General features: G+C 52.8%; 16 protein-coding genes. All 16 read left to right on the top strand.

Going from position 1 to position 20,404, the window contains the following annotated elements; all coding sequences use genetic code 11:
• The first annotated feature begins 3 nt into the window (after nt 1–3).
• The 16 genes from BN1247_RS09480 to BN1247_RS09405 all read left to right on the top strand — a co-directional run bounded on the left by BN1247_RS09480 (nt 4) and on the right by BN1247_RS09405 (nt 20,188).
• The gene (locus tag BN1247_RS09480) at nt 4–693 is read left to right on the top strand and encodes a DUF1266 domain-containing protein (protein ID WP_054950162.1); all 690 of its coding nucleotides are present in this window, start codon (nt 4–6) and stop codon (nt 691–693) included.
• Nucleotides 694–748: 55 nt separating this feature from the next.
• Nucleotides 749–1,282 carry a gamma carbonic anhydrase family protein gene (locus tag BN1247_RS09475; protein WP_054950161.1) on the top strand — a complete coding sequence of 178 codons (534 nt, stop codon included), beginning with the start codon at nt 749–751 and terminating at the stop codon, nt 1,280–1,282.
• Between the two features lie 107 nt (nt 1,283–1,389).
• Complete coding sequence (locus tag BN1247_RS09470) at nt 1,390–2,457, top strand: class I fructose-bisphosphate aldolase (protein WP_054950160.1); 1,068 nt, start codon at nt 1,390–1,392, stop codon at nt 2,455–2,457.
• Nucleotides 2,458–2,828: 371 nt separating this feature from the next.
• A complete protein-coding gene (locus BN1247_RS09465) occupies nt 2,829–3,689 on the top strand; it encodes a MurR/RpiR family transcriptional regulator (protein WP_074011108.1) in 861 nt (286 codons plus the stop codon).
• A 157-nt stretch (nt 3,690–3,846) separates the two neighbouring features.
• A complete protein-coding gene (locus BN1247_RS09460) occupies nt 3,847–5,271 on the top strand; it encodes an aspartate aminotransferase family protein (protein WP_054950158.1) in 1,425 nt (474 codons plus the stop codon).
• A 186-nt stretch (nt 5,272–5,457) separates the two neighbouring features.
• Nucleotides 5,458–6,465: a TAXI family TRAP transporter solute-binding subunit gene (locus BN1247_RS09455; RefSeq protein ID WP_054950157.1), complete on the top strand. Its 1,008-nt coding sequence runs from the start codon at nt 5,458–5,460 to the stop codon at nt 6,463–6,465.
• Nucleotides 6,466–6,556: 91 nt separating this feature from the next.
• Nucleotides 6,557–8,560 carry a TRAP transporter permease gene (locus BN1247_RS09450; RefSeq protein ID WP_054950156.1) on the top strand — a complete coding sequence of 668 codons (2,004 nt, stop codon included), beginning with the start codon at nt 6,557–6,559 and terminating at the stop codon, nt 8,558–8,560.
• A 321-nt stretch (nt 8,561–8,881) separates the two neighbouring features.
• Nucleotides 8,882–10,360, top strand: a complete 1,479-nt coding sequence (locus tag BN1247_RS09445; RefSeq protein ID WP_054950155.1) for an aldehyde dehydrogenase family protein — start codon at nt 8,882–8,884, stop codon at nt 10,358–10,360.
• Between the two features lie 138 nt (nt 10,361–10,498).
• Complete coding sequence (locus BN1247_RS09440) at nt 10,499–11,701, top strand: ornithine--oxo-acid transaminase (RefSeq protein WP_054950154.1); 1,203 nt, start codon at nt 10,499–10,501, stop codon at nt 11,699–11,701.
• 274 nt (nt 11,702–11,975) lie between these two features.
• Nucleotides 11,976–12,512 (top strand): sodium:solute symporter family transporter, encoded by a 537-nt coding sequence (locus tag BN1247_RS09435; RefSeq protein WP_054950153.1) that lies wholly within the window; start codon nt 11,976–11,978, stop codon nt 12,510–12,512.
• 218 nt (nt 12,513–12,730) lie between these two features.
• Nucleotides 12,731–14,866, top strand: coding sequence for a sigma-54-dependent Fis family transcriptional regulator (locus tag BN1247_RS09430; protein WP_054950152.1), 2,136 nt, complete (start codon nt 12,731–12,733; stop codon nt 14,864–14,866).
• Nucleotides 14,867–15,162: 296 nt separating this feature from the next.
• Nucleotides 15,163–15,858, top strand: coding sequence for a CoA transferase subunit A (locus tag BN1247_RS09425; protein WP_054951593.1), 696 nt, complete (start codon nt 15,163–15,165; stop codon nt 15,856–15,858).
• 4 nt (nt 15,859–15,862) lie between these two features.
• Nucleotides 15,863–16,516, top strand: a complete 654-nt coding sequence (locus BN1247_RS09420; protein WP_054951592.1) for a 3-oxoacid CoA-transferase subunit B — start codon at nt 15,863–15,865, stop codon at nt 16,514–16,516.
• Nucleotides 16,517–16,846: 330 nt separating this feature from the next.
• Nucleotides 16,847–17,701: a 3-hydroxyacyl-CoA dehydrogenase gene (locus BN1247_RS09415; protein ID WP_261796064.1), complete on the top strand. Its 855-nt coding sequence runs from the start codon at nt 16,847–16,849 to the stop codon at nt 17,699–17,701.
• A gap of 18 nt (nt 17,702–17,719) precedes the next feature.
• Nucleotides 17,720–18,871 (top strand): acyl-CoA dehydrogenase family protein, encoded by a 1,152-nt coding sequence (locus BN1247_RS09410; RefSeq protein ID WP_054950151.1) that lies wholly within the window; start codon nt 17,720–17,722, stop codon nt 18,869–18,871.
• A 123-nt stretch (nt 18,872–18,994) separates the two neighbouring features.
• Nucleotides 18,995–20,188 (top strand): thiolase family protein, encoded by a 1,194-nt coding sequence (locus tag BN1247_RS09405; protein ID WP_054950150.1) that lies wholly within the window; start codon nt 18,995–18,997, stop codon nt 20,186–20,188.
• Nucleotides 20,189–20,404: the final 216 nt, after the last annotated feature.

Below are 20,404 nucleotides of genomic sequence, written 5' to 3'. Positions count from 1 at the left end.
TGTATGGTGCGTCTGTTCCAGTGGAAAAAAGAGAGGCAACTCGAACGTTACTTTCGGTGTCTATCGTCGATCTGTATCGATCACGAGTCGTATAGATACTATTTTACTGATCACGAGTTTACTTTCATTAGAGACGGTATTCTCGGTAGAAGGTTTTTTGGGAAGGAGCTTGGCAAATGGGGCATTAAAGAGCCGTGGCAAATACATACGAAAGTTCGTTGGTTGATCGAACAGGGGGATCGGGAAGAGTGCAATCGAATCTGTAATGAACATGCTGTATTCTCCGACGCGGCAAGAAGGCGAACGATGCAGTCGTTGTCGTTAACCAATCCTGAGGACCGAATACCACTTATAGCTAACAGTAGTGTGCATGCGACCTCGTATGCGGGACTCGACGCCTACGATTGGGCACGTAGCATTTATTTGTGCCGGATCGGGCGCGCGCTTGGCTATTTATCTAAAAAAGAAGCGCGGGGTTTAATGTTGGAAACGGCTACGTTCATTCAGCAATCGTATCATAATTGGCACGAGTATTTTCATGCCTATTTTTTAGGTTGTTTCTATTTTTCCTCCCGGTCGGAGGAACAGCTGGCACTCGCTGATGAAAAAATGAGGTATATCGAAGCGCTCTTTCATTACCCCGAATCAGCGGTGTATCAAATCGAGTGGAATCATGATCTGTTGGATCTATAGTAAATTGAATTAAGGATGAATGTATTGTAAATTAAAATACGGAAGGAGTGATCGCTTGATCCATACATTTGGCGGATACACGCCAACCGTCGATCCGACCGCGTATGTCGCACCCGGCGTACAGCTAATCGGCAACGTCTCTGTGGCGGCCGAGGCAACTATTTGGTTCAACACCGTCGTCCGCGGGGATAACGCGCCGATCGTCATCGGCGAGCGGGTGAACGTGCAGGACGGGTGCACGGTGCACGTCGATGCCGATTACCCTGTTGCGCTCGGCAGGGACGTATCGATCGGGCATAACGTCATCGTCCACGGCTGTACGGTGCATGACGGGGCGCTCGTCGGGATGGGATCAATCGTCTTGAATGGCGCAGTGATCGGGGAACAGGCGCTCATCGGTGCCGGGACGTTAATTACGGAAGGAAAGGTGATCCCGCCGCGTACTCTCGTCATGGGGCGTCCGGGACGGGTCGTACGGGAATTGACGGAGAAAGATTTGGAAATGTTACGGTTAACGACTGATCATTACGTGCAAAAAGGAAAGCACTACCGCGAAGAAAGCATTCGCGAAGAAAGCATTTTAGATTAGCAGTGAGAAGCCATTGTCGCGTGAGAGTAGGGGCTCGACATTGCGTAAGCTGCTGCAAAGCGATTTTACTCCAGCAACACGCTTAACAAAAATCGGAGGTGTTACGAATGATTGAATCGATTCGCGAGTATTTAGGGACAGAAGCAGACGACTTACTGGGGCACAAATGTACGACGATTTCGAAGCAGATGCTCACGTTGCCGTCGCCGAATGTTGTCGATGACGTGTTTGCCGTCTCAGACCGCAACAACCGCGTGTTAGGCAATTTACAGTGGCTGTTCAACAACGGGCGGCTCGGCGGAAGTGGCTATGTGTCGATTTTGCCCGTCGACCAAGGGATTGAACATGCGGCCGGTGCTTCTTTTGCCGCTAACCCGGCGTACTTCGACCCGGAGAACATCGTCAAACTTGCGCTCGAAGGTGGGTGTAATGCGGTCGCTTCTACATACGGCGTGTTAGGAAGCGTCGCCCGCAAATATGCGCACAAAATACCGTTCGTCGTGAAAATAAACCACAACGAATTGTTGACGTACCCGAACAGCTATGACCAAATTATGTTTGCCGACGTGAAGCAGTGCTTCGAGATGGGGGCGGCTGGGATTGGGGCGACGATTTATTTCGGCTCAGAGCAGTCGGATCGGCAGTTGCAAGAAGTGAGTGAGGCGTTTCAGTACGCGCACGAGCTCGGGATGTTTACGATTTTGTGGTGCTATTTGCGTAACGACGCGTTTAAAGTTGACGGGACCGACTACCATACGGCCGCCGACCTTACGGGGCAAGCGAACCACCTCGGGGTGACGATCGAAGCCGACATCGTAAAACAAAAGCTGCCGACAGTGAACGGGGGTTATAAGGCGCTTAACGCGGGTGACAGTAGTTACGGGAAACGCGACGAACGCATTTACACGGAGCTTGCGACTGACCACCCGATCGACTTGACCCGCTACCAAGTGGCGAACAGCTACATGGGGCGGATCGGCTTAATCAATTCCGGCGGCGCCTCCGGTAAAAACGATTTTGCCGACGCAGTGCGCACAGCAGTCATAAATAAGCGCGCCGGCGGGATGGGGCTCATCTCGGGGCGGAAGGCGTTTCAACGGCCGCTGGAAGAAGGGGTCAAGCTATTGCACGCGATTCAAGACGTCTATTTGTGCGACGACGTCACCGTTAGTTAGAAGGGCTTTGAAACGGAGCCCACTCAACGTGTTCGCGACCTATCAACTGTTTCGCCCTCGCGGACAGTACCGTACAAACATCGTTAGTCTCGCCTAGTTTCTCCCGTCACCACTAGGCGTTGTCGAAGCCCACCCTGTCGCACCGCACAGCTGTGACGATCGATCCCGATCGGGCCGTCGCAGTTGTGCGGTGCTTTTTTTGTGTAAGCATTTTGTGAAAAAAGGTTGTGATTCGAGTTATCTAATTGTACAATAATATGTACCTTTAATGACAAGGGAGTTCTACGATAACATATAATCCCAGGAAAGGAGGGGCGGCGTACGTGTTCAATCGATGTCAATTGTTAGCGGTTAACCCGTTCGCTTAAAAAGTGACCAAGTCTCACATTGATCAACAGATTGCCGAGAAAATGCCGCAAATGAGTAAATCACACGTAAAAATTGCGCAGTATATTTTGCAAAACCCGTACAGCGTGCCTTTTTTTACGGTCGGTAAATTAGCGCACAAGGCGGGAGTGAGTGAAGCGACGGTCGTTCGCTTTGCGACCTTCCTCGGCTTTTCCGGCTATCCGGAATTACAGCAACAGCTCGTCGAATCGCTCGAAAGGCAACTGACGACGGTTGAACGACTGGAGATGTCTGTCGATGTGTATAGCGAGGAAGAAAAAGTCATCTACGAAGTGTTGCAAGACGACCTCGCCAACCTGCGTACGACGATGGAACAACTAGATGTACAGTCGTTTCGGCGTGCCGCGGAAGCGCTTTTAAACGCGAAAAAGGTGTACATCGTCGCGAGTCGCAGCGCCGTGTCCTTAGCAGTTTTTCTGCAATATTACTTGGACATCATCTTAGGGAACACGAAGCATGTCCAGTCCGTTCATTCGACTTACGAGCAGTTATATGCGTTAGACGAGACGGATGTCGTTGTTGGCATTAGTTTTTCCCGCTATGTGCAAAGTACTGTCGACATCGTCTCTTACGCGAAAGGAAAGGGCGCGACAGTCCTCGTCATTACGGATCACGTGCTGTCTCCGCTCGTTCCTTACGCTGACGTTGCCTTTTATGCGCAGAGCAGCATGCCGACGTTTATCGATTCGTTTGCCGCGCCACTCAGTTTAATTAATGCGTTAATCGCGTACGTCGGCAAGCAAAAAATCGACGATTTTCACGGACGACTTCGTGAACTGGAAGATATTTGGGATCACTTCCACGTCTTTTACAAAAAAAATTGAGTCGCCTACAAGGATATTCCCCTACAAACTGAAATAAAAATTTTATATGACGCCTCTTTTTGAAATAATCATTGCAAAATTGATGTTACCAGAATATACTTTAGGTAACCGCTTTCAAAAAGTGGTGACTACATTACATTCATGTGGGGGTCTGGTCATGTTGGGCGCTGACGGTCATTCGTCACTAGCTGTTTCGCGGATGCGCGAACGTTCTGCTCAGCTTTTTCAAAAGGCGTGTAAGGTCATTCCAGGGGGTGTGACGGCGAACATTAAGTATTTTCCACCGCATCCAATCGTCATGAAGCGGGGGAGTGGTAGCAGGCTGTTCGATGTCGATGGTAACGCATACATCGATTACGCACTTTGTTATGGCGCGCTCATGTTGGGGCACGGTCACCCGCGAGTGCTTGCGGCGGTCGAACAACACATAGCGGCTGCCGGGACATTCGTATTTGGTGCCCCGTGTGAGTTGGAGACGGCGATGGCAGAGAAGTTAATCGCCCACTATGCCGGGATCGAGCGCGTGCGCTTTACGAATTCCGGGATGGAGGCGACGCAGTTCGCGATTCGCTTGGCGATGGCGCATACAGGCAGACGGAAGCTCGCAAAGTTCGAGGGCCATTATCATGGGGGATACGATCAAGTGCTATTCAGTGTCCATCCGGAGCGCGAGCGAGGGGGAGAGCGGCGGCGACCACACGCAGTGGCGGCATCGAAAGGGATTCCCGACTATGTGCAAAGAGAGACGCTCGCGTTACCGTTTAACGACCTAGAGGCGACGGCACGCCTTTTGCAAGAAAACGCCAATGATGTCGCTGCAGTTATTTTGGAACCTGTCGAGGGTGGGTTTATTCCCGCGGAGCCAGCATTTTTGCGCGGTTTACGCACCGTTACGGAGCAATTGGGGATTGTGCTCATTTTCGACGAGGTGAAGACAGGGTTTCGCGTCGCCCTCGGCGGGGCGCAGCAAGTGTACGGAGTCACTCCCGACCTTACCGCGTTAGGAAAGGTGCTCGGCGGCGGTTTTCCGATCGGAGCCGTCGGAGGTAAGCGCGAGCTGATGGCGCAATGTGACCCGCGCGAGGGGCAAGACATTTTGACAGCGGGAAGGGAGGACGGCGTACAGCTCGGTGTACGAGACGGTAGTGCTAGTGACGTCTTATTCCACAGCGGCACGTACAACGGTCACCCACTCATACTAGCAGCGGGACTAGCGACGATTGACTTGTTAGAACAGCCCGGGCAGTTAGAGCAGTTATTCGCTCATACAAATCAGTTGCGCAAAGGGTTGGAAGACGTTTACGCGAGGCGCGATATCCCGATGCAAACGTGCGGGATGGGGAGCATTTTTAACATCGTGTTGACGGAGCGACCAGTCGCCAACTGCCGTGACATGTGGCACGCCGACACCGCGCTGCGCCGGGCAATCGATGAGGAGCTACTGAACGTAGGCGTTTACTGCAAGCCGCTCAACCGCTATTCGCTTTCGCTCGCACACAGCAGCGCGGACATTCAATACACGGTCGACGCCCACGAGCGGGCGATCGACAGGGTGCTGTTGCGAGGGCGAAGTAGCAAGTGAACGGAGACGAGGCGTCACAACGGTGTCCTAAACAGCTGGCCGGGAATCTTTTGCCACGGTACTAGTCGACATGGCGCGGGCACTTCTGCTGCCCGCGCGTTGTGACAGTCGCTTTCGTAACGAAACGGGAAAAGCGCGTGGTTCGTAATCAAAAGTGCAAGAGACACGTTAAGAGGAGGAAACGAGATGAAGCGAAAAATTGTATCAGTAATCGCACTTTGTGTTGCATTAGTGATGGTACTATCCGCGTGTAACATTTTTGGGGGTGGCGGAAAGAAGATTGCCGTCGGACCGCCGGCGAGTGAAACGCAGTCCGTGTCAAAACTCATCTTCGAAGCTTACGGTTTGAAAGAGGGCGATTACGAGAAGTTTCAGGAAGCGTTTGGCGACGCGATGGACGGGTTGAAAGACGGCAATATCGATATTTCAGTCGGTGTCTTAGGGTTGCCAGCAGGTTCGATCACTGATTTGCAAGCGTCGGCGAAAGACGTGAAGTTGTTAGGGTTATCCGATGAAGCGATCAAAAAAATTGAGGAAAAAAGTGCCTACAGGAAGTATATCATCCCGAAAGACAGCTATGACTTTTTAAAAGAAGACGTGCAAACGGTGACCGCCTACGCGATCATGGTCGTGAACACCGATACGATTGACGAAGAACTCGCTTATGAACTGACGAAGACGATGTATGAAAAAGCGGGTGAAAACACACACGCACAAGCGAAAGAAATGACGCTGGAAAACGCGCTCAACGGGTTAGAAGGGCTTCCGATTCACCCGGGTTCGAAGCGTTACTTTGAAGAGCAAGGGCTTAAAGTCGATGCAGAGGTAGCGGAAGTAAAGGCTGATGCGAAAGAGCGGAAAAAGGAGTTCACCCTTGGCACCGGTAGTCAAGGCGGGACGTATTACCCCCTCGGTGGGGAAATTGCCGGGTTGTGGAACAAGCACATTGACGGTGTAAACGTGACGAACACGGAAACGGGGGCCTCCCTTGAAAACTTAAAGAGCATTGGCGACGGGGCGCAAGATATCGGCATGACGGTGCACGTTCCGGCTCACAACGCCTTAAACGGGAAGGCGGAATTCAAAAAACCCGTGAAAAACTTTGCGTTCATCGGGCACGTTTACCCTGAGGTCATCCAAATCGTCACGCGGGAAGCGACGGGGATTAACAGTCTGGACGATGTAACGAAGTAAAGGTTAGCCTTATCCATACGTTAAAAGATGTGACGGAAGGGGGCGGTGTGACGGTCCGCCCCTATTCAAATTATTCCAAGGCGGTGACAGGATGGCAGAAAACAAACAAGAACATGTCGTACCCGACGCTAATAAGGACACCGAAGGGAATGTGAACCCCCAAGCTTTATTGGAAAAGTACGACCGGGAGAGCGGCTATCGCAAGCAGATCGGCAAGTGGTCGTGGGTTGTCATGTTCCTCGCCGTATACCTCACGTTATTCCATCTCTATACTGGATACCGCGGTGTATTTCAGACGCAAATACAAGGGGCGATCCACGTCGGGACCGCACTAGGTCTTATCTTTTTACTATATCCGGCAAAAAAAGGGTGGCAACAGAAGCAAAAAGGTGTTCCTTGGTATGATGTGTTGTTAGCGTTTTCGGCAATATTCGTCGGGTACTACAAGATCTTATACTTTGACGAAATATTAGCTGCGCGCACTCAAGATTACCCGCTCCAAGCGATTATAGTAGCTATTGTCGGGGTGTTACTTTTACTGGAGGCGACACGTCGGACAGTCGGTATTCCGATCGTCGTTGTCGCTTCGATCGCCATTTTGTACACGTTACTCGGCAATTACATACCGACGGAAATTTTATCGCACCAAGGCTTTACGTTTGATAAGATTATGACCGATTTGTGGTTTCGCGAAAACGGGGTATTTGGGACACCGGTACAAATATCGGCCAAGTTTATCTTCCTTTTTTTGTTTTTTGGCACGGTGCTCGTTCGCTCCGGAATCGGCCAGTTTTTTAACGACATTGCCTTTGCCGCGACAGGCCGTTTTACGGGAGGAACAGCCAAAGCGGCTGTCATCGCAAGCGCCTTCCAGGGGATGATTTCAGGGAGTTCAGTCGGGAACACGGTCGCCTCGGGTTCGTTTACGATCCCGATGATGAAAAAAGCGGGGTTTAAACCGGAGTTCGCGGCGGCGACTGAGGCGTCGGCGTCTACTGGTGGCCAGCTCATGCCGCCGATTATGGGTGCCGCGGCGTTCATCATGGTTGAGTACTTGAATGTGACGTATTCCGCGATTATGTTGGCGGCGGCCATTCCAGCAGTGCTATATTTTTCTGGCATCTTTATCGGTACGCACCTCGAAGCGAAAAAGCAAGGTGTGATCGGGCTTCCGAAACATATGCTGCCGAGTTTGAAAGAATTAGCACTAAAAAAAGGCTACTTAATCCTACCGCTAATCATTATTATTTTGACGTTATTGTCCGGTTTCACCGCGCAGAAAGCGGCGTTGATGGGGATTGTCACGGCATTTGCAGTCAGTTTACTGAAAAAAGAGACCCGCATGTCTTTGCGTGCCACGATCGCGATGTTTGAGGAGGGAGCGCGCATCGCCTTACCTGTCATCGCGGCCGTCGGCTGTGCCGGAATTATTGCCGGCGTCGTCGGCATTACCGGGCTCGGCAACAAATTTGCTTCAGGTATTATCGCCCTGGCGAACGGACAGTTAATTTTGGCGCTCGTCTTTACGGCAATCGCTTGTCTCGTCCTCGGGATGGGCTTGCCGACGACAGCGAATTACGTCGTGACGGCCACTGTTGCGGCGCCGGCGCTCATTAACGAATTCGGAGTGGCACCGATGGCGGTGCACTTGTTCGTGTTTTATTTCGGCATTATCGCCGACATTACGCCCCCCGTCTGTTTGGCCGCATATGCGGGGGCAGGCATCGCGCGTGCGAATCCGTTTCAATCGGGCGTGATGGCGGTTAAGCTAGCGATTGCCGCGTTTATTGTGCCGTTCGCCTTCGTGTACAATCCGATGATCGTCCTCGTCGACGTCGACGGGTGGATCGTCTGGTCGTTGCTCACGACTGCGGTCGGGATGACGGCAATTAGTAGCTCGGTGATCGGATACTTCATCCGCATATCGCACGGGTGGGAACGAATCGTCATGTTCGGCGCCGGTTTAATGTTTATCGCCAAAGACTTGTATACCGATCTGATTGCGCTGTTGCTAGTCGCCGTCATATGGTTTATACAAAAACGCCGGAAGCCGGATGTGCCGACGGTAGCCGCACAGCAGCAAGTGTCAATGTGATGTAAAAATTATATGATGTACAAATTAGGAACGTCTGTCCGCAATGCAAAATTGCATCAAACAATGCAAAGATGCACTGCACTTTGATAAAACCGTACAACACCAAAAAGGGCCACAAATTGAGAGCGCTATCTAAACGCTTGCTAAACTGCCTTTACTTCAACTTAGCGTCAAGTTGTGAGTCGCGATCGCTTTAGTCACCGCACGGTATGGCATCACTGGCACGGCTTTTGCATACGCATTATGTGGTAGCGCTCGGCGCTTCTTGACTTCTTGCCGTTTTGTATTAGCGATTTATACCATAGAGGGGGACCATAGGATATGAAATGTGTCAACTATATCGACGGTGTGTGGCTGCCGTCAGAAACAGAACGCTTCCGCGACGTCATTAATCCGGCGACAGGCGAAGTGCTTGGACAAGTCGCCCAGTCGAGTGAGGAAGATGTAAACCGAGCCGTGGCCGCAGCGGTGAAAGCACAAAAAGAGTGGTGCCTCGTGCCAGCACCGAAGCGGGCAGAGACGCTGTTTGCAATCGGAGCGTTGTTGCGGGAGAAAAAGGAAGAGCTCGCACAAACGTTAACGAAGGAAATGGGCAAAGTGATTTCGGAAGCGCGCGGTGAGGTGCAGGAAGGTATCGATATGGCCTTTTACATGGCCGGAGAAGGGCGGCGCTTGTTCGGGGAAACGACTCCCGCCGAACTGCCGAACAAATTTGCGATGAGCGTGCGTGCGCCACTCGGTGTGGCCGGCTTAATTACGCCGTGGAACTTCCCGATTGCGATTGCGACGTGGAAAATCTTCCCAGCGATCGTCGCGGGCAATGCGGTCGTGTGGAAACCGGCGACGGAAACGCCGTTTATGGCGCAAAAACTAGTCGAAATATTGAGCGAAGCTGGATTGCCGGCGGGAGTGGTTAACCTCGTCTGTGGATCAGGGGAAGTTGTCGGGGAAGCGATGCTCGCCCATCCGGACATCGACGTCATTTCGTTCACCGGTTCGACGGAAGTCGGGCGCAACGTGGCAGCGAAAGGCGGCCAGCAGCTGAAGCGCGTCTCGTTGGAGATGGGCGGCAAAAACGCGATTATCGTCATGGACGACGCCGACTTGGAGTTAGCCGTAGACGGCATCGTCTGGGGCGGTTACGGTACGAGCGGACAACGGTGTACCGCGACGAGCCGCGTCATCGTCCACCGGGCGGTGCAAGAGAAGTTAGAGTCGCTGTTGCTGGAACGGATTAAAACGTTGACTCTCGGGGACGGACTCGACGAAACGGTCGATGTCGGACCGGTCATTAACCGCTCGGCGTTAAACAAAATCCACGGCTACGTCAAGATTGGTAAGGAAGAAGGGGCGCGTCTGTTATGCGGCGGTGAAATCGCGGCCGACGGTAAGTTGGCACAGGGGAATTTTTATCAGCCCACACTGTTTACGGACGTCGCACCGACGATGCGCATTGCGCAGGAGGAAATTTTCGGACCGGTTATCTCAATCATCCCGGTCGGTAGTCTCGAAGAAGCGATCGAAGTAAACAACGGGGTCATTTACGGCTTGTCCAGTGCGATCTTTACGCGCGATGTGAATCAAGTGTTTGCGGCGATGCGCGATCTCGACACAGGGATTGTGTATATTAACGCCGGTACGACGGGGGCCGAAATTCACTTGCCCTTCGGCGGGACGAAAGGGACCGGAAACGGACACCGCGATTCCGGTGTGGCCGCCTTAGATGTATTTACGGAATGGAAGAGCATTTACGTCGATTACAGTGGCACGTTACAGCGGGCACAAATCGACAACAATTAGCGCTATATGGACAGAGGCGGATACGGGAGAATAATGGCTGACATGGGCGAATAAACGTGTCGTTTTCAAGGAAACAGTTTTAATTGAAGGTGCCAGCATGTGACATGATGGCCATTAACGAAATGAGGGGGAGTATAAATGACGCAAGCGAACACGACGATGACGCAAAGTATTATTCGTGACAACGAAAAGTTAGGGGCGCGTATCGATTGTCCATTGCCCGTCGTCTTGGCGAAAGGGGAAGGCGTCTGGGTGGAGGACGTAGAAGGGAAGCGCTATATGGATATGCTTAGTGCCTATTCGGCGTTAAGCATGGGGCACCGCCACCCGCGCATCATCGGTGCGCTGAAAGCGCAAGCGGACAAAATTACGCTGACGTCCCGCGCTTTTTACAATGAGAATTTAGGGAAGTTCTTTCGCAAATTGACAGCGTTCACAAACAAAGATATGATCCTGCCGATGAACGCTGGCGCCGAAGCGGTAGAGACGGCGGTAAAGGCGATGCGTCGCTGGGCTTATTTTGAGAAAGGCGTACCAGAAAACCAAGCGGAGATTATCGTCTGTGCCGGTAACTTCCACGGGCGGACGACGACGGTTATTTCCTTTTCGGCGGAGGCGGAGTACAAGCGCGGCTTCGGCCCACTGACACCGGGCTTTAAAATTATTCCTTACGGCGATTTGGAAGCGCTAAAACAGGCGATTACGCCGCATACTGCTGGGTTTTTACTCGAGCCGATTCAAGGCGAAGGCGGTATCATCATTCCGCGGGAAGGGTATTTGCGCGAGGCGTACGATGTTTGCCGCGAGAATAATGTCTTATTTGCCGCCGACGAGATTCAGACCGGACTCGGCCGGACGGGGCGCAAGTTCGCGTGTGACTGGGAAGGGGTCGAACCTGACTTGTACATTATGGGGAAAGCGCTCGGTGGCGGCGTCTTTCCAGTGTCGGCAGTCGCGGCGAACGAACATATTTTTAAGGTGTGGAATGTCGGATCCCACGGCTCGACGTTCGGCGGCAACCCACTCGGCTGTGCCATCGCTTTAGAAGCGCTCGCCGTACTTGAAGAGGAAAACTTAATTGAAAATGCGGCAAAAATGGGCGAGTATTTGCTGAACGAGCTGAAAAAGATCGATAACCCGCACATTCGCGACGTACGTGGCCGTGGCTTGTTGGTCGGGGTCGAGCTCGACGAAGATGCGCGTCCGTACTGTGAGAAGTTGAAAGAAGTCGGCCTGTTGTGTAAAGAGACGCACGACACGATTATTCGTTTTGCGCCGCCGCTGACGATTACGAAAGAGGACATCGATTGGGCGTTGGAACGCGTGCGCCAAGTGTTGTAAACGAAGTAGAAATGACTGTTGCCTATTAATAGGGCAGGAAAATTAGACCGCCGCGTACCATGTGGTCCCGATGCGGTTCTTCACGCTAGCCGTGTAAGTTTTGAGTAACAGGAGGGTACGGGAAAGGCAGTTTATACTAAATAAAAAAAGTAATTTATACCAATTTTGCAGTCGCGTCACGGGCACAGAGAGTGATCTTACGGATCTATTGATGCCTGTGGCGCGAGTGCATTATCGATGGGAAATAGTTGAGAGGGATGAGGTGCACTTCTAAGTGCTTGCCGATTTAATGCCGGAATGGCTTGCCGGCCTGTTGCTCGCCGGCATTTTAGCCGCAATAATGTCTACCGTCGATTCGCAACTGCTCGTGCTCACCGGTTCGGTTAGTGAAGACATTTTGCACAAGTCGTTTGGTTGGCGTCTCACAGAGAAGCAGCTCGTACGCGCCTCCCGTCTGACGGTCATCGGTGCTGGTCTACTCGGTTTGCTCATCGCCTTAACGTCGGAAAAATTGGTGTACACGGTCGTCAGCTGGGCCTGGGCCGGCGTCGGGTGTACGTTTTCGGCAGCGATCGTTTTGACCTTCTTCTGGAAAAAGTGTTCCGGCGCTGGCATCGTCGCCACGATTATTACCGGATTCGTGACGACGGTCGTCTGGATCAGTTCGCCGTTGGAGGACTTGTTTACGTCGCGGGCAGCCACTTTTTTTATTGCGATTTTGGCGGGGATTGTGTTTAGTTTGGCCTTTCCGGAAAAGCGGACGTTGGATGAAGGGGGAGGGGGAACGGTTGGGGGGAATGTCACGGTTTAACAAGGCGATAATAACCATTTCTGACGTAGTAAGCGCATTCATGATATAATCGAAATGCTACATTTTCAGCAGTTTTTTTTATGTGTGAAATTGTTGCGGTCTGTCGATGAGAAGTCACTGTGGTTCATATGATCCATCGATTAGAAGTACGTTGCGTTCAATTGGTGAAGGAACCGGTCAATAAACAGTATACATACTTTCGGTCGGGAGGAGATACGATGAAGCATCGCGTGCGCGATATTATGCGAAGGACGTCCCTAACGTTTACGGCGCACATCTCAGTCGGTGAGGCGTTGGCGATTATGCGCGATGAGCGGTTGCCCGGCGTACCTTACGTATCGCGGCAAGGGCACGTCGAAGGGGTCGTCACACTGGACTACATTTTGCAAGAGCTGGCAAGGTCTGGGGATCAGACGGTGTCTGTGCACCATTGCGTCGAGCGGCGTTGTCGCTATCTCGAACCCGACGCCGAAGTGAGGCAAATATGGGATCAAGTGTATGCGCTTAACTTAGTTGTCACTGCGGAGCGTCAAGTGATCGGTATTGTCGAGCAGACCGCTATTTTGCGCGCCTATGCGACGGAAGCGGAGTATCGGCTGAAAGAGCTCGATGCCGTGTTCGAATTTGCCCACAACGGGATTGTTGCGATCGACGAATACGGCACGATTACGTCCTTCAATCCAGCAGCAGAAAAAATTAGTAAAGTACCGCGCGGCGAAGCGCTCGGCAACTATTTAAACGACGTGTTAGTGCCAACGGGATTAATGGACGTCCTTCGCAGTGGAAAACCGCGCCTTGGCGAGAAGTATAGAGTAGGGAAGCGCTCGTATTTTACGAACCGTACCCCGATTGTACAGGACGGGGCGATCAAGGGTGCAGTTGCTGTTTTTCAAGATATTTCCGAGATCGAGGAAGTGACGAATGAGCTACACCACGTGAAGGCGATGAAAGACGAGTTAGAAACGATTTTACAAGCGTCTCACGATGGGATGCTCGTCGTAAACAGCAACGGTGTTATCGAGCGCACGAACCGCGCCTTTGCCAAAATGATGGGACGGTACGGTGCAGAACTACAAGGGACTGTGCTGTCGGAATTGCTTCTAGACCAAGGATTTACAGTGTCTTTCACCGATTTAGTCGCCTTGGAAGCCACCGTTACGACAGTTGAAAAAAATAACGACACAGGGCAAGTGCTCGGTATTACGCTCACACCGATCGAATCGGACGCTGGCAGGGAGCAGGCTCGTTTCGTCGTCAACATTCGCGATATGGGTGAATTAAATGCCTTGCGTGAAGAACTGCAAAAAACGAAGACGTTAACCGAGCAGTACAAAGAACAGCTACGCACTCAGTTGGATCGGCAACTTGGTCTCGTCGCTGAGTCGCAAGAAATGCAGCGCGTGCTCGAGTTAGCGTCGCGCGTCGCGAACGTCGATTCGACTGTGCTTATTTTAGGCGAATCGGGCGTAGGAAAAGAAGAGGTGGCCACTTATATTCACGAAAACAGTTGGCGGAGCGACGGCCCGTTTGTAAAAATTAACTGCGGGGCGATCCCCGAGCAGTTGATCGAATCAGAACTGTTCGGGTACGCAGCAGGCGCTTTTACCGGGGCGCGGCGCAACGGCAAAGCGGGGTTGCTCGAAATTGCGCACAAGGGAACGGTGTTGTTGGACGAAATTGCCGACTTGCCCTTTCACTTACAAGTAAAACTGTTGCGTTTTTTACAAGATAGTATCGTCACCCGCGTCGGTAGCGTGCAAGGAAAAAAAGTCGATGTGCGCATCGTGGCGGCAACGAACAAAGATCTGTTACGGAAAGTGGACAAAGGCGCGTTTCGCGAAGACTTATTTTTCCGCCTCAACGTTGTACCGGTCGTCATCCCGCCGTTGCGCGAACGGCGCGCCGATCTTTTGCCGCTCATTCATAAGTTTCGCCAGCAGTTTTGTGAAAAATATGCGCTGCAAAAAACGTTTTCTCCCGAGGCGTTGAAACAGCTACTCGCCTACCACTGGCCGGGTAATGTGCGGGAAATGATGAACGTCGTCGAACGGTGTGTCGTGACGACGAAAGGTGAGACGATTGAGGTTGACGATTTGCCGGACGTGTTGTTTACGAAGCCGCGGGTGGATGAACAGATTAGGGTCAAAGGGTTACTCCCGCTGAAGCAAGCGCGTTACTTGGTGGAAATTCAACTCATTAACGAAGCGTTGCGTTTGTACGGGACGACGTATAAGGCGGCGGAAGTGCTGGAAGTCGATCAGTCGACGATCGTGCGCAAATTGAAGCAGCATCAGAAATTTGCACAAGAGCATCGTAGCGTGCAAGGTGTCGCCAACAATCGCCCGTTGCATTAGTTAATGGGTTGGACGCAATACCCATTGGCGCCTTATCTTATGATGTAGGAAGGACTTAGGGACTTAATGACTTTACGTCCGACTTAATGACTTTATATCCAGCTTAATGATTTTTTGCAAGTAAACGGGGCAAATAATGCATTTTTACATTGTCTGTTCTTCCGATTGACCAGAAATGTAACCGTTTTCCATCATGTCTGCCTGCTAGTCAGCCGTCCTGTGTTACTTACCTAATCCTTGGCACGTTCCTTGCATACTATTCTTGTGAAGGGGGAGTTACAGCTTTGACAGTAGCGATGGAAAAGTTACGCTCATTGGCGGAGGCGGTGGCACTAGTTAAAGACGGCGACGCGTTACTCGTCGGCGGTTTCGGCTTGTGCGGGACGCCATTCAGCCTCATCGACGCGCTCTGTGAACAACAGCAGGCAAGAAATTTAACTGTCATCAGTAACAATTTAGGAGAACCGGGTAAAGGTTTAGGCAAGCTGTTGTTGTCCGGTCACTTGAAGAAAGCAGTTGGCTCTTACTTTACGACGAATTACCATGCCGTCGAAGCGTGGAGTAAGGGAGAATTAGCGATCGAATTGATGCCGCAAGGGACATTGGCGGAAGCTATTCGCGCCGGAGGGGCGGGCATCGGCGGTTTTTATACGCCGACAGCTGTCGGGACGAGGCTCGCGCAAGGGAAAGAGATCCGCGACATCGACGGAAAGGCGTATATGTTTGTGAAAGGGATTAAGACGCGCATCGCGCTCATAAAAGCGCACCAAGCAGATACGATGGGCAATTTAACGTACAGCGAAACGGCGCGCAATTTCAATCCGCTCATGGCGACGGCGGCGGAGATCGTCATCGCCGAAGTAGAAGAGATCGTCCCTGCTGGCTCCATTCCGCCCGACCGCGTCGTTACGCCGCACATGTACGTCGACGTCGTCGTGTTGAACGAACGGTATGAGAAAAAAGGGGGACATTACGTTGCCAAAGACAACTAATCCGATGCGGATACGGATCGCCAAGCGGGCGGCGCGGGAACTTCGCGCACAGCAAGTCGTCAATCTCGGCGTCGGTATTCCGACGATGATCCCCGATTACTTAAAACAAGAGCAAAACGTGTACTTGCAATCGGAAAACGGCTTACTCGGCATCGGGCCGACGCCGGTGGAAGACGCGGTGGACATGGACTTGATTAGCGCCAGTAAACAACCGATCACGAAAGCGGTCGGCGCGTCGCTTTTTGATAGCGCTTTTTCCTTCGGGATGATTCGCGGCGGGCACATCGACGTCGCAGTAATGGGGGCGCTACAAGTCAGTGAGGCTGGGAAACTAGCGAATTGGGCAGTCCCCGGTGAAAACATTCTCGGCGTCGGCGGGGCGATGGACTTAGTCGCAGGGGCGAAAAAACTAATTGTGACGATGACGCACTGTACGAAGACGGGGGCCGCTAAATTAGTGAAACAGCTGACCTACCCGACAAGCGGCGTGCGCGCGGCGGAAATGGTCATTACCGAGTATGCGGTCTTCACTTTTTCCGTTGGGCAAATGGTGCTGACGGAGCTCGCGCCTGAGGTCACAGTGGAGGAACTACGCACGATGACGGAGGCGTCGTTTATCGTGTCTGAGCGGTTGCAGCCGCTAACGGTTGAGGAATAGATCCAGGAAGAGAGGCAGTGGTGTGGATAGGTGGACCGTTCATGGCACGCGTCAAGCAGGCCGCGCATCAAGCATGGCACGCGTCAAGAGCGGGGTGAAGAACAAAGCGTGGAACGAGTAGAGGGTAAAAGCGAAGTCTCGGGAACGTCGGGAGCAAAGGTGGAACCAAAACAGGAACAGGGTAAGGATGCAGCTTCTGGTGGTGGAGGAGCGGAAGAAGAAGTGGAAGCAAAGGAAGAGGAAAAGATGGAAGCAAAGGAAGAGGAAAAGATGGAAGCAGAGGAAGAGGAAAGGGCAGGAAAAAATGTGGAAGAGGAGGCGGAGGAAAAAGTGGTAGAAAAAATTGCGGTTGTCGGAGCGGGAACGATGGGGCGCGGCATCGCTTATGCAGCTGCGATCAGTGGGTATCGCGTCGCCCTCACCGATGTGAGCGAGGCAGCTTTAGCGGCGTCGCGCACGTACATTGAGAGAGAAATGCAGCGCAGTGCGGCGCGTGGTTTTTTAACGGACGGACAAGTGGAGCTGGCGCAGGCGTCGCTCAGTTACACGCCGTCGCTCACAGCAGCGGCAACGGATGCCGACTTGGCGGTCGAAGCAGTGCTCGAACAGATGGCGCTAAAAGTGAAGGTGTTTCAGCAATTAGACGAACGGTGTCCGCCGCACGCCGTGTTGGCGACGAACACGTCGACGATGAGTCCGACGGAAATTGGGGCGGCGACGAAACGACCTGGGAAAGTGTTGGCGATGCACTTTTTTAACCCGGTACACAAAATGAAGTTGATCGAAATCGTCCGCGGTCTCGACACGACGGACGAGGCGGTCGCAGTGGCTCAGGCGGTCGGGGCGAAGATGGGCAAAGAGACGGTCGAGGTAAACGAGTTTCCCGGGTTCGTGACGAGTCGCATTAACTGTCTCATCGGCAATGAAGCGATGCTCATGTTGCAAGAAGGGATCGCCTCAGCGGCCGACATCGACAAAGCGTTGAAGCTTGGCCTAAAACACCCGATGGGCCCGCTCGAACTGGCAGATTTGGTCGGACTGGATGCGCGCCTGCGCAACATGGCGTACTTGCACCAAACGTTAGGGGAAAAGTACCGCCCGGCGCCGCTGTTAGTGAAATATGTAAAGGCGGGGCGCCTCGGACGGAAGAGCGGCAAAGGTTTTTACGATTATAAAGGAAATTGACTAAAGGAGAGTCGACGGATGGATTTTCGCTTAAGTAGCGAGTTAGAAGAGATGAAGCGGATGGTGCGCGACTTCGTGCAAAACGAAGTGGAAGAGGTCGCCATGGAAATCGAGGAGACAGACCGCATCCCCGAACCGATCGTCGCGATGACGAAAGAGCTCGGGCTGTTCGGATTAGGGATTCCGGAAGCGTACGGCGGGCTCGGGTTAGACATGGTGAGTAAGTGTGCGATTTACGAAGAGCTCGGCAAAACGCACAACGGGTACACGACCCTCGTCGGCGCACACACTGGCATCGGTTCGGTCGGCATCGTCGAAATGGGTACTGAGGAACAGAAGCGCCGTTATTTGCCGCGCATGGCGTCTGGGGAGTGGATCGGCGGTTTTGCCCTCACCGAACCGAGCGCCGGCTCACAAGCGTACAATTTAAAGACGAACGCGGTGAAAAAAGGCGACAAATACGTGATTAACGGCTCAAAACATTACATTACGAACGCAGTCGACGGCTATATTTTTACCGTCATGGCGGTGACCGATGCGAGTAAAGGGCCGAAGGGTATTACGTCGTTTATCGTGGAAAAAGACTTCCCCGGCTTCAAACTCGGTGCGGTTGAACGAAAAATGGGGCTGCGCGGTTCGCATTCCGCGGAGTTGTTTTTTGAAGACTTGGAGGTGCCCGCGGAAAACGTACTCGGTAAAGAAGGGGAAGGTTATATCAACGCGTTGAAAATTTTATCGAACGGGCGAGCAGGTCTCGCGGCGCGCAACCTCGGTTCGGCACAAAAGTTGCTCGACATGAGCATGGCGTATGCGCTCGAACGGGTGCAGTTTGGCAAGCCGATTTTTGAACATCAAGCGGTGCAGCACATGTTAGCGGACATGGCGCTCGACATCGAAACGTTGCGCGCCTTGACGTATCGCGTCGCGTGGTTGGTCGACCAAAAGGAGAACGTCATTAAAGAGGCGGCGATGGCAAAACTGTATGGCTCAGAAGTGTACAACCGCGTCGCCGACTTGGCGGTACAAGTGCACGGCGGCATCGGCTACATGCGCGACTACCCGATCGAACGGTACTACCGCGATGCGCGTATTACGAAAATTTACGAGGGAACGAACCAAATTCAGAAAAATATTATCGCAAATCAGCTGCGCAAGTTGTACGGCAAGTAGAAGCGTAGGTGGCGTGGGCAGGACATGAACATTTATGGGTGTCCTCGTCAGACGAAAGGGACGAAAGAAGTGTAGCATTCGTAGACGATCACGCATGAGCGCATGAGAAGGAAGTGACAGTGAATGAAAGAAGTAGTTGTCGTTGACGGGGTGCGCACGGCAATAGGACGCATGGGCGGCACGTTACGCGACGTGGAAGTCGATCATTTAGCGGCACACGTTATCGGCGAAATTTTGGCGCGCACGGGCGTGGAGGCGACGGCAGTCGACGAAGTCGTATTTGGCCATGCGAAACAAAGTTCCGACTCGCCTAATTTGGCGCGGCTCGCAGCGTTACGCGCGGGGCTACCGGTAGAAATCCCCGGTTACACCGTACACCGTCAATGCGGTTCAGGGCTACAAGCCGTACACAACGCGGTGCAGCAAATTCAGTGCGGGTTAGCCGACACGGTCATTGCCGGTGGGGCGGAAAGTATGAGTACGGCGCCGTACTACATTCGCGGCGCTCGCTACGGGTTAGTCGCCGGTAACGGAGATATCGTCGATCCGAATACGGAGAGTCAACCGCGCGCTCAGCCGATGGAACAGTACGGCAACTTGACAATGGGGCTGACGGCGGAAAACTTGGCGGAGCAATACGGCATTAGCCGCAGTGAGCAAGATGAATTCGCCTTAGAAAGCCAAGAAAAGGCAGCTGCCGCTATCCGGGAGGGAAGGTTTGCGCCGGAGATCGTTTCTTACGAGGTCCGGCGGCGAAAAGAAACGGTCTCATTCGACACGGACGAGCACCCGCGCCGCACGTCGCTGGAAAAGTTGGCACAGCTGCCCGCCGTTTTCAAACAAGGGGGAACGGTGACAGCTGGCAACGCCAGTGGCCGCAACGACGGCGCTAGTGCCCTCGTCCTCATGTCGCGCGATGCGGCTGACAAGTGCGGGCTTCAGCCGAAAGCGCGCATCGTCGCTCAGGCAGCAGCCGGCGTACGCCCTGACATTATGGGCATCGGACCGGTGCCCGCGACGGAAAAAGCGTTAAAAATGGCTGGGCTTACGATAGACGACATCGACTTAATTGAATTGAACGAAGCGTTTGCGGCACAAGCGCTCGCTGTCGTGCGCGAACTCGGTATCGACCGCCGCAAACTGAATGTGAACGGCGGGGCGATCGCTTTAGGTCACCCGATCGGTGCGACGGGCGCAATTTTGCTAACGAAGCTCGTTTATGAAATGGCGCGGCGCGAGGTGCGTTACGGTTTAGTGACGCTTTGTATCGGCGGGGGGCAAGGTATCTCGTGCATTGTCGAGCGATTAGAGTCGTAGTAGTAGAAAACGTTGAAATTGATGCAGCACATACAATTTCTATCATGGAACACATACGGTTCCTTTCACAGAACACATACGATCCCTATCACAGAACACATACGATCCCTATCACGGAGCACATACGATTCCGATCACGTAGCACAGCACATACGGTTCCTTTCACGCATGTACGTAGTATTTGGCGTTATGGGTTGTGCCGTTTGGATCTAAGGT

Source organism: Numidum massiliense, assembly GCF_001375555.1.
GTDB lineage: Bacteria > Bacillota > Bacilli > Thermoactinomycetales > Novibacillaceae > Numidum > Numidum massiliense.
The sequence above is the reverse complement of the archived record's forward strand: the minus strand, read 5'-3'. Positions and strand labels throughout refer to the sequence as shown.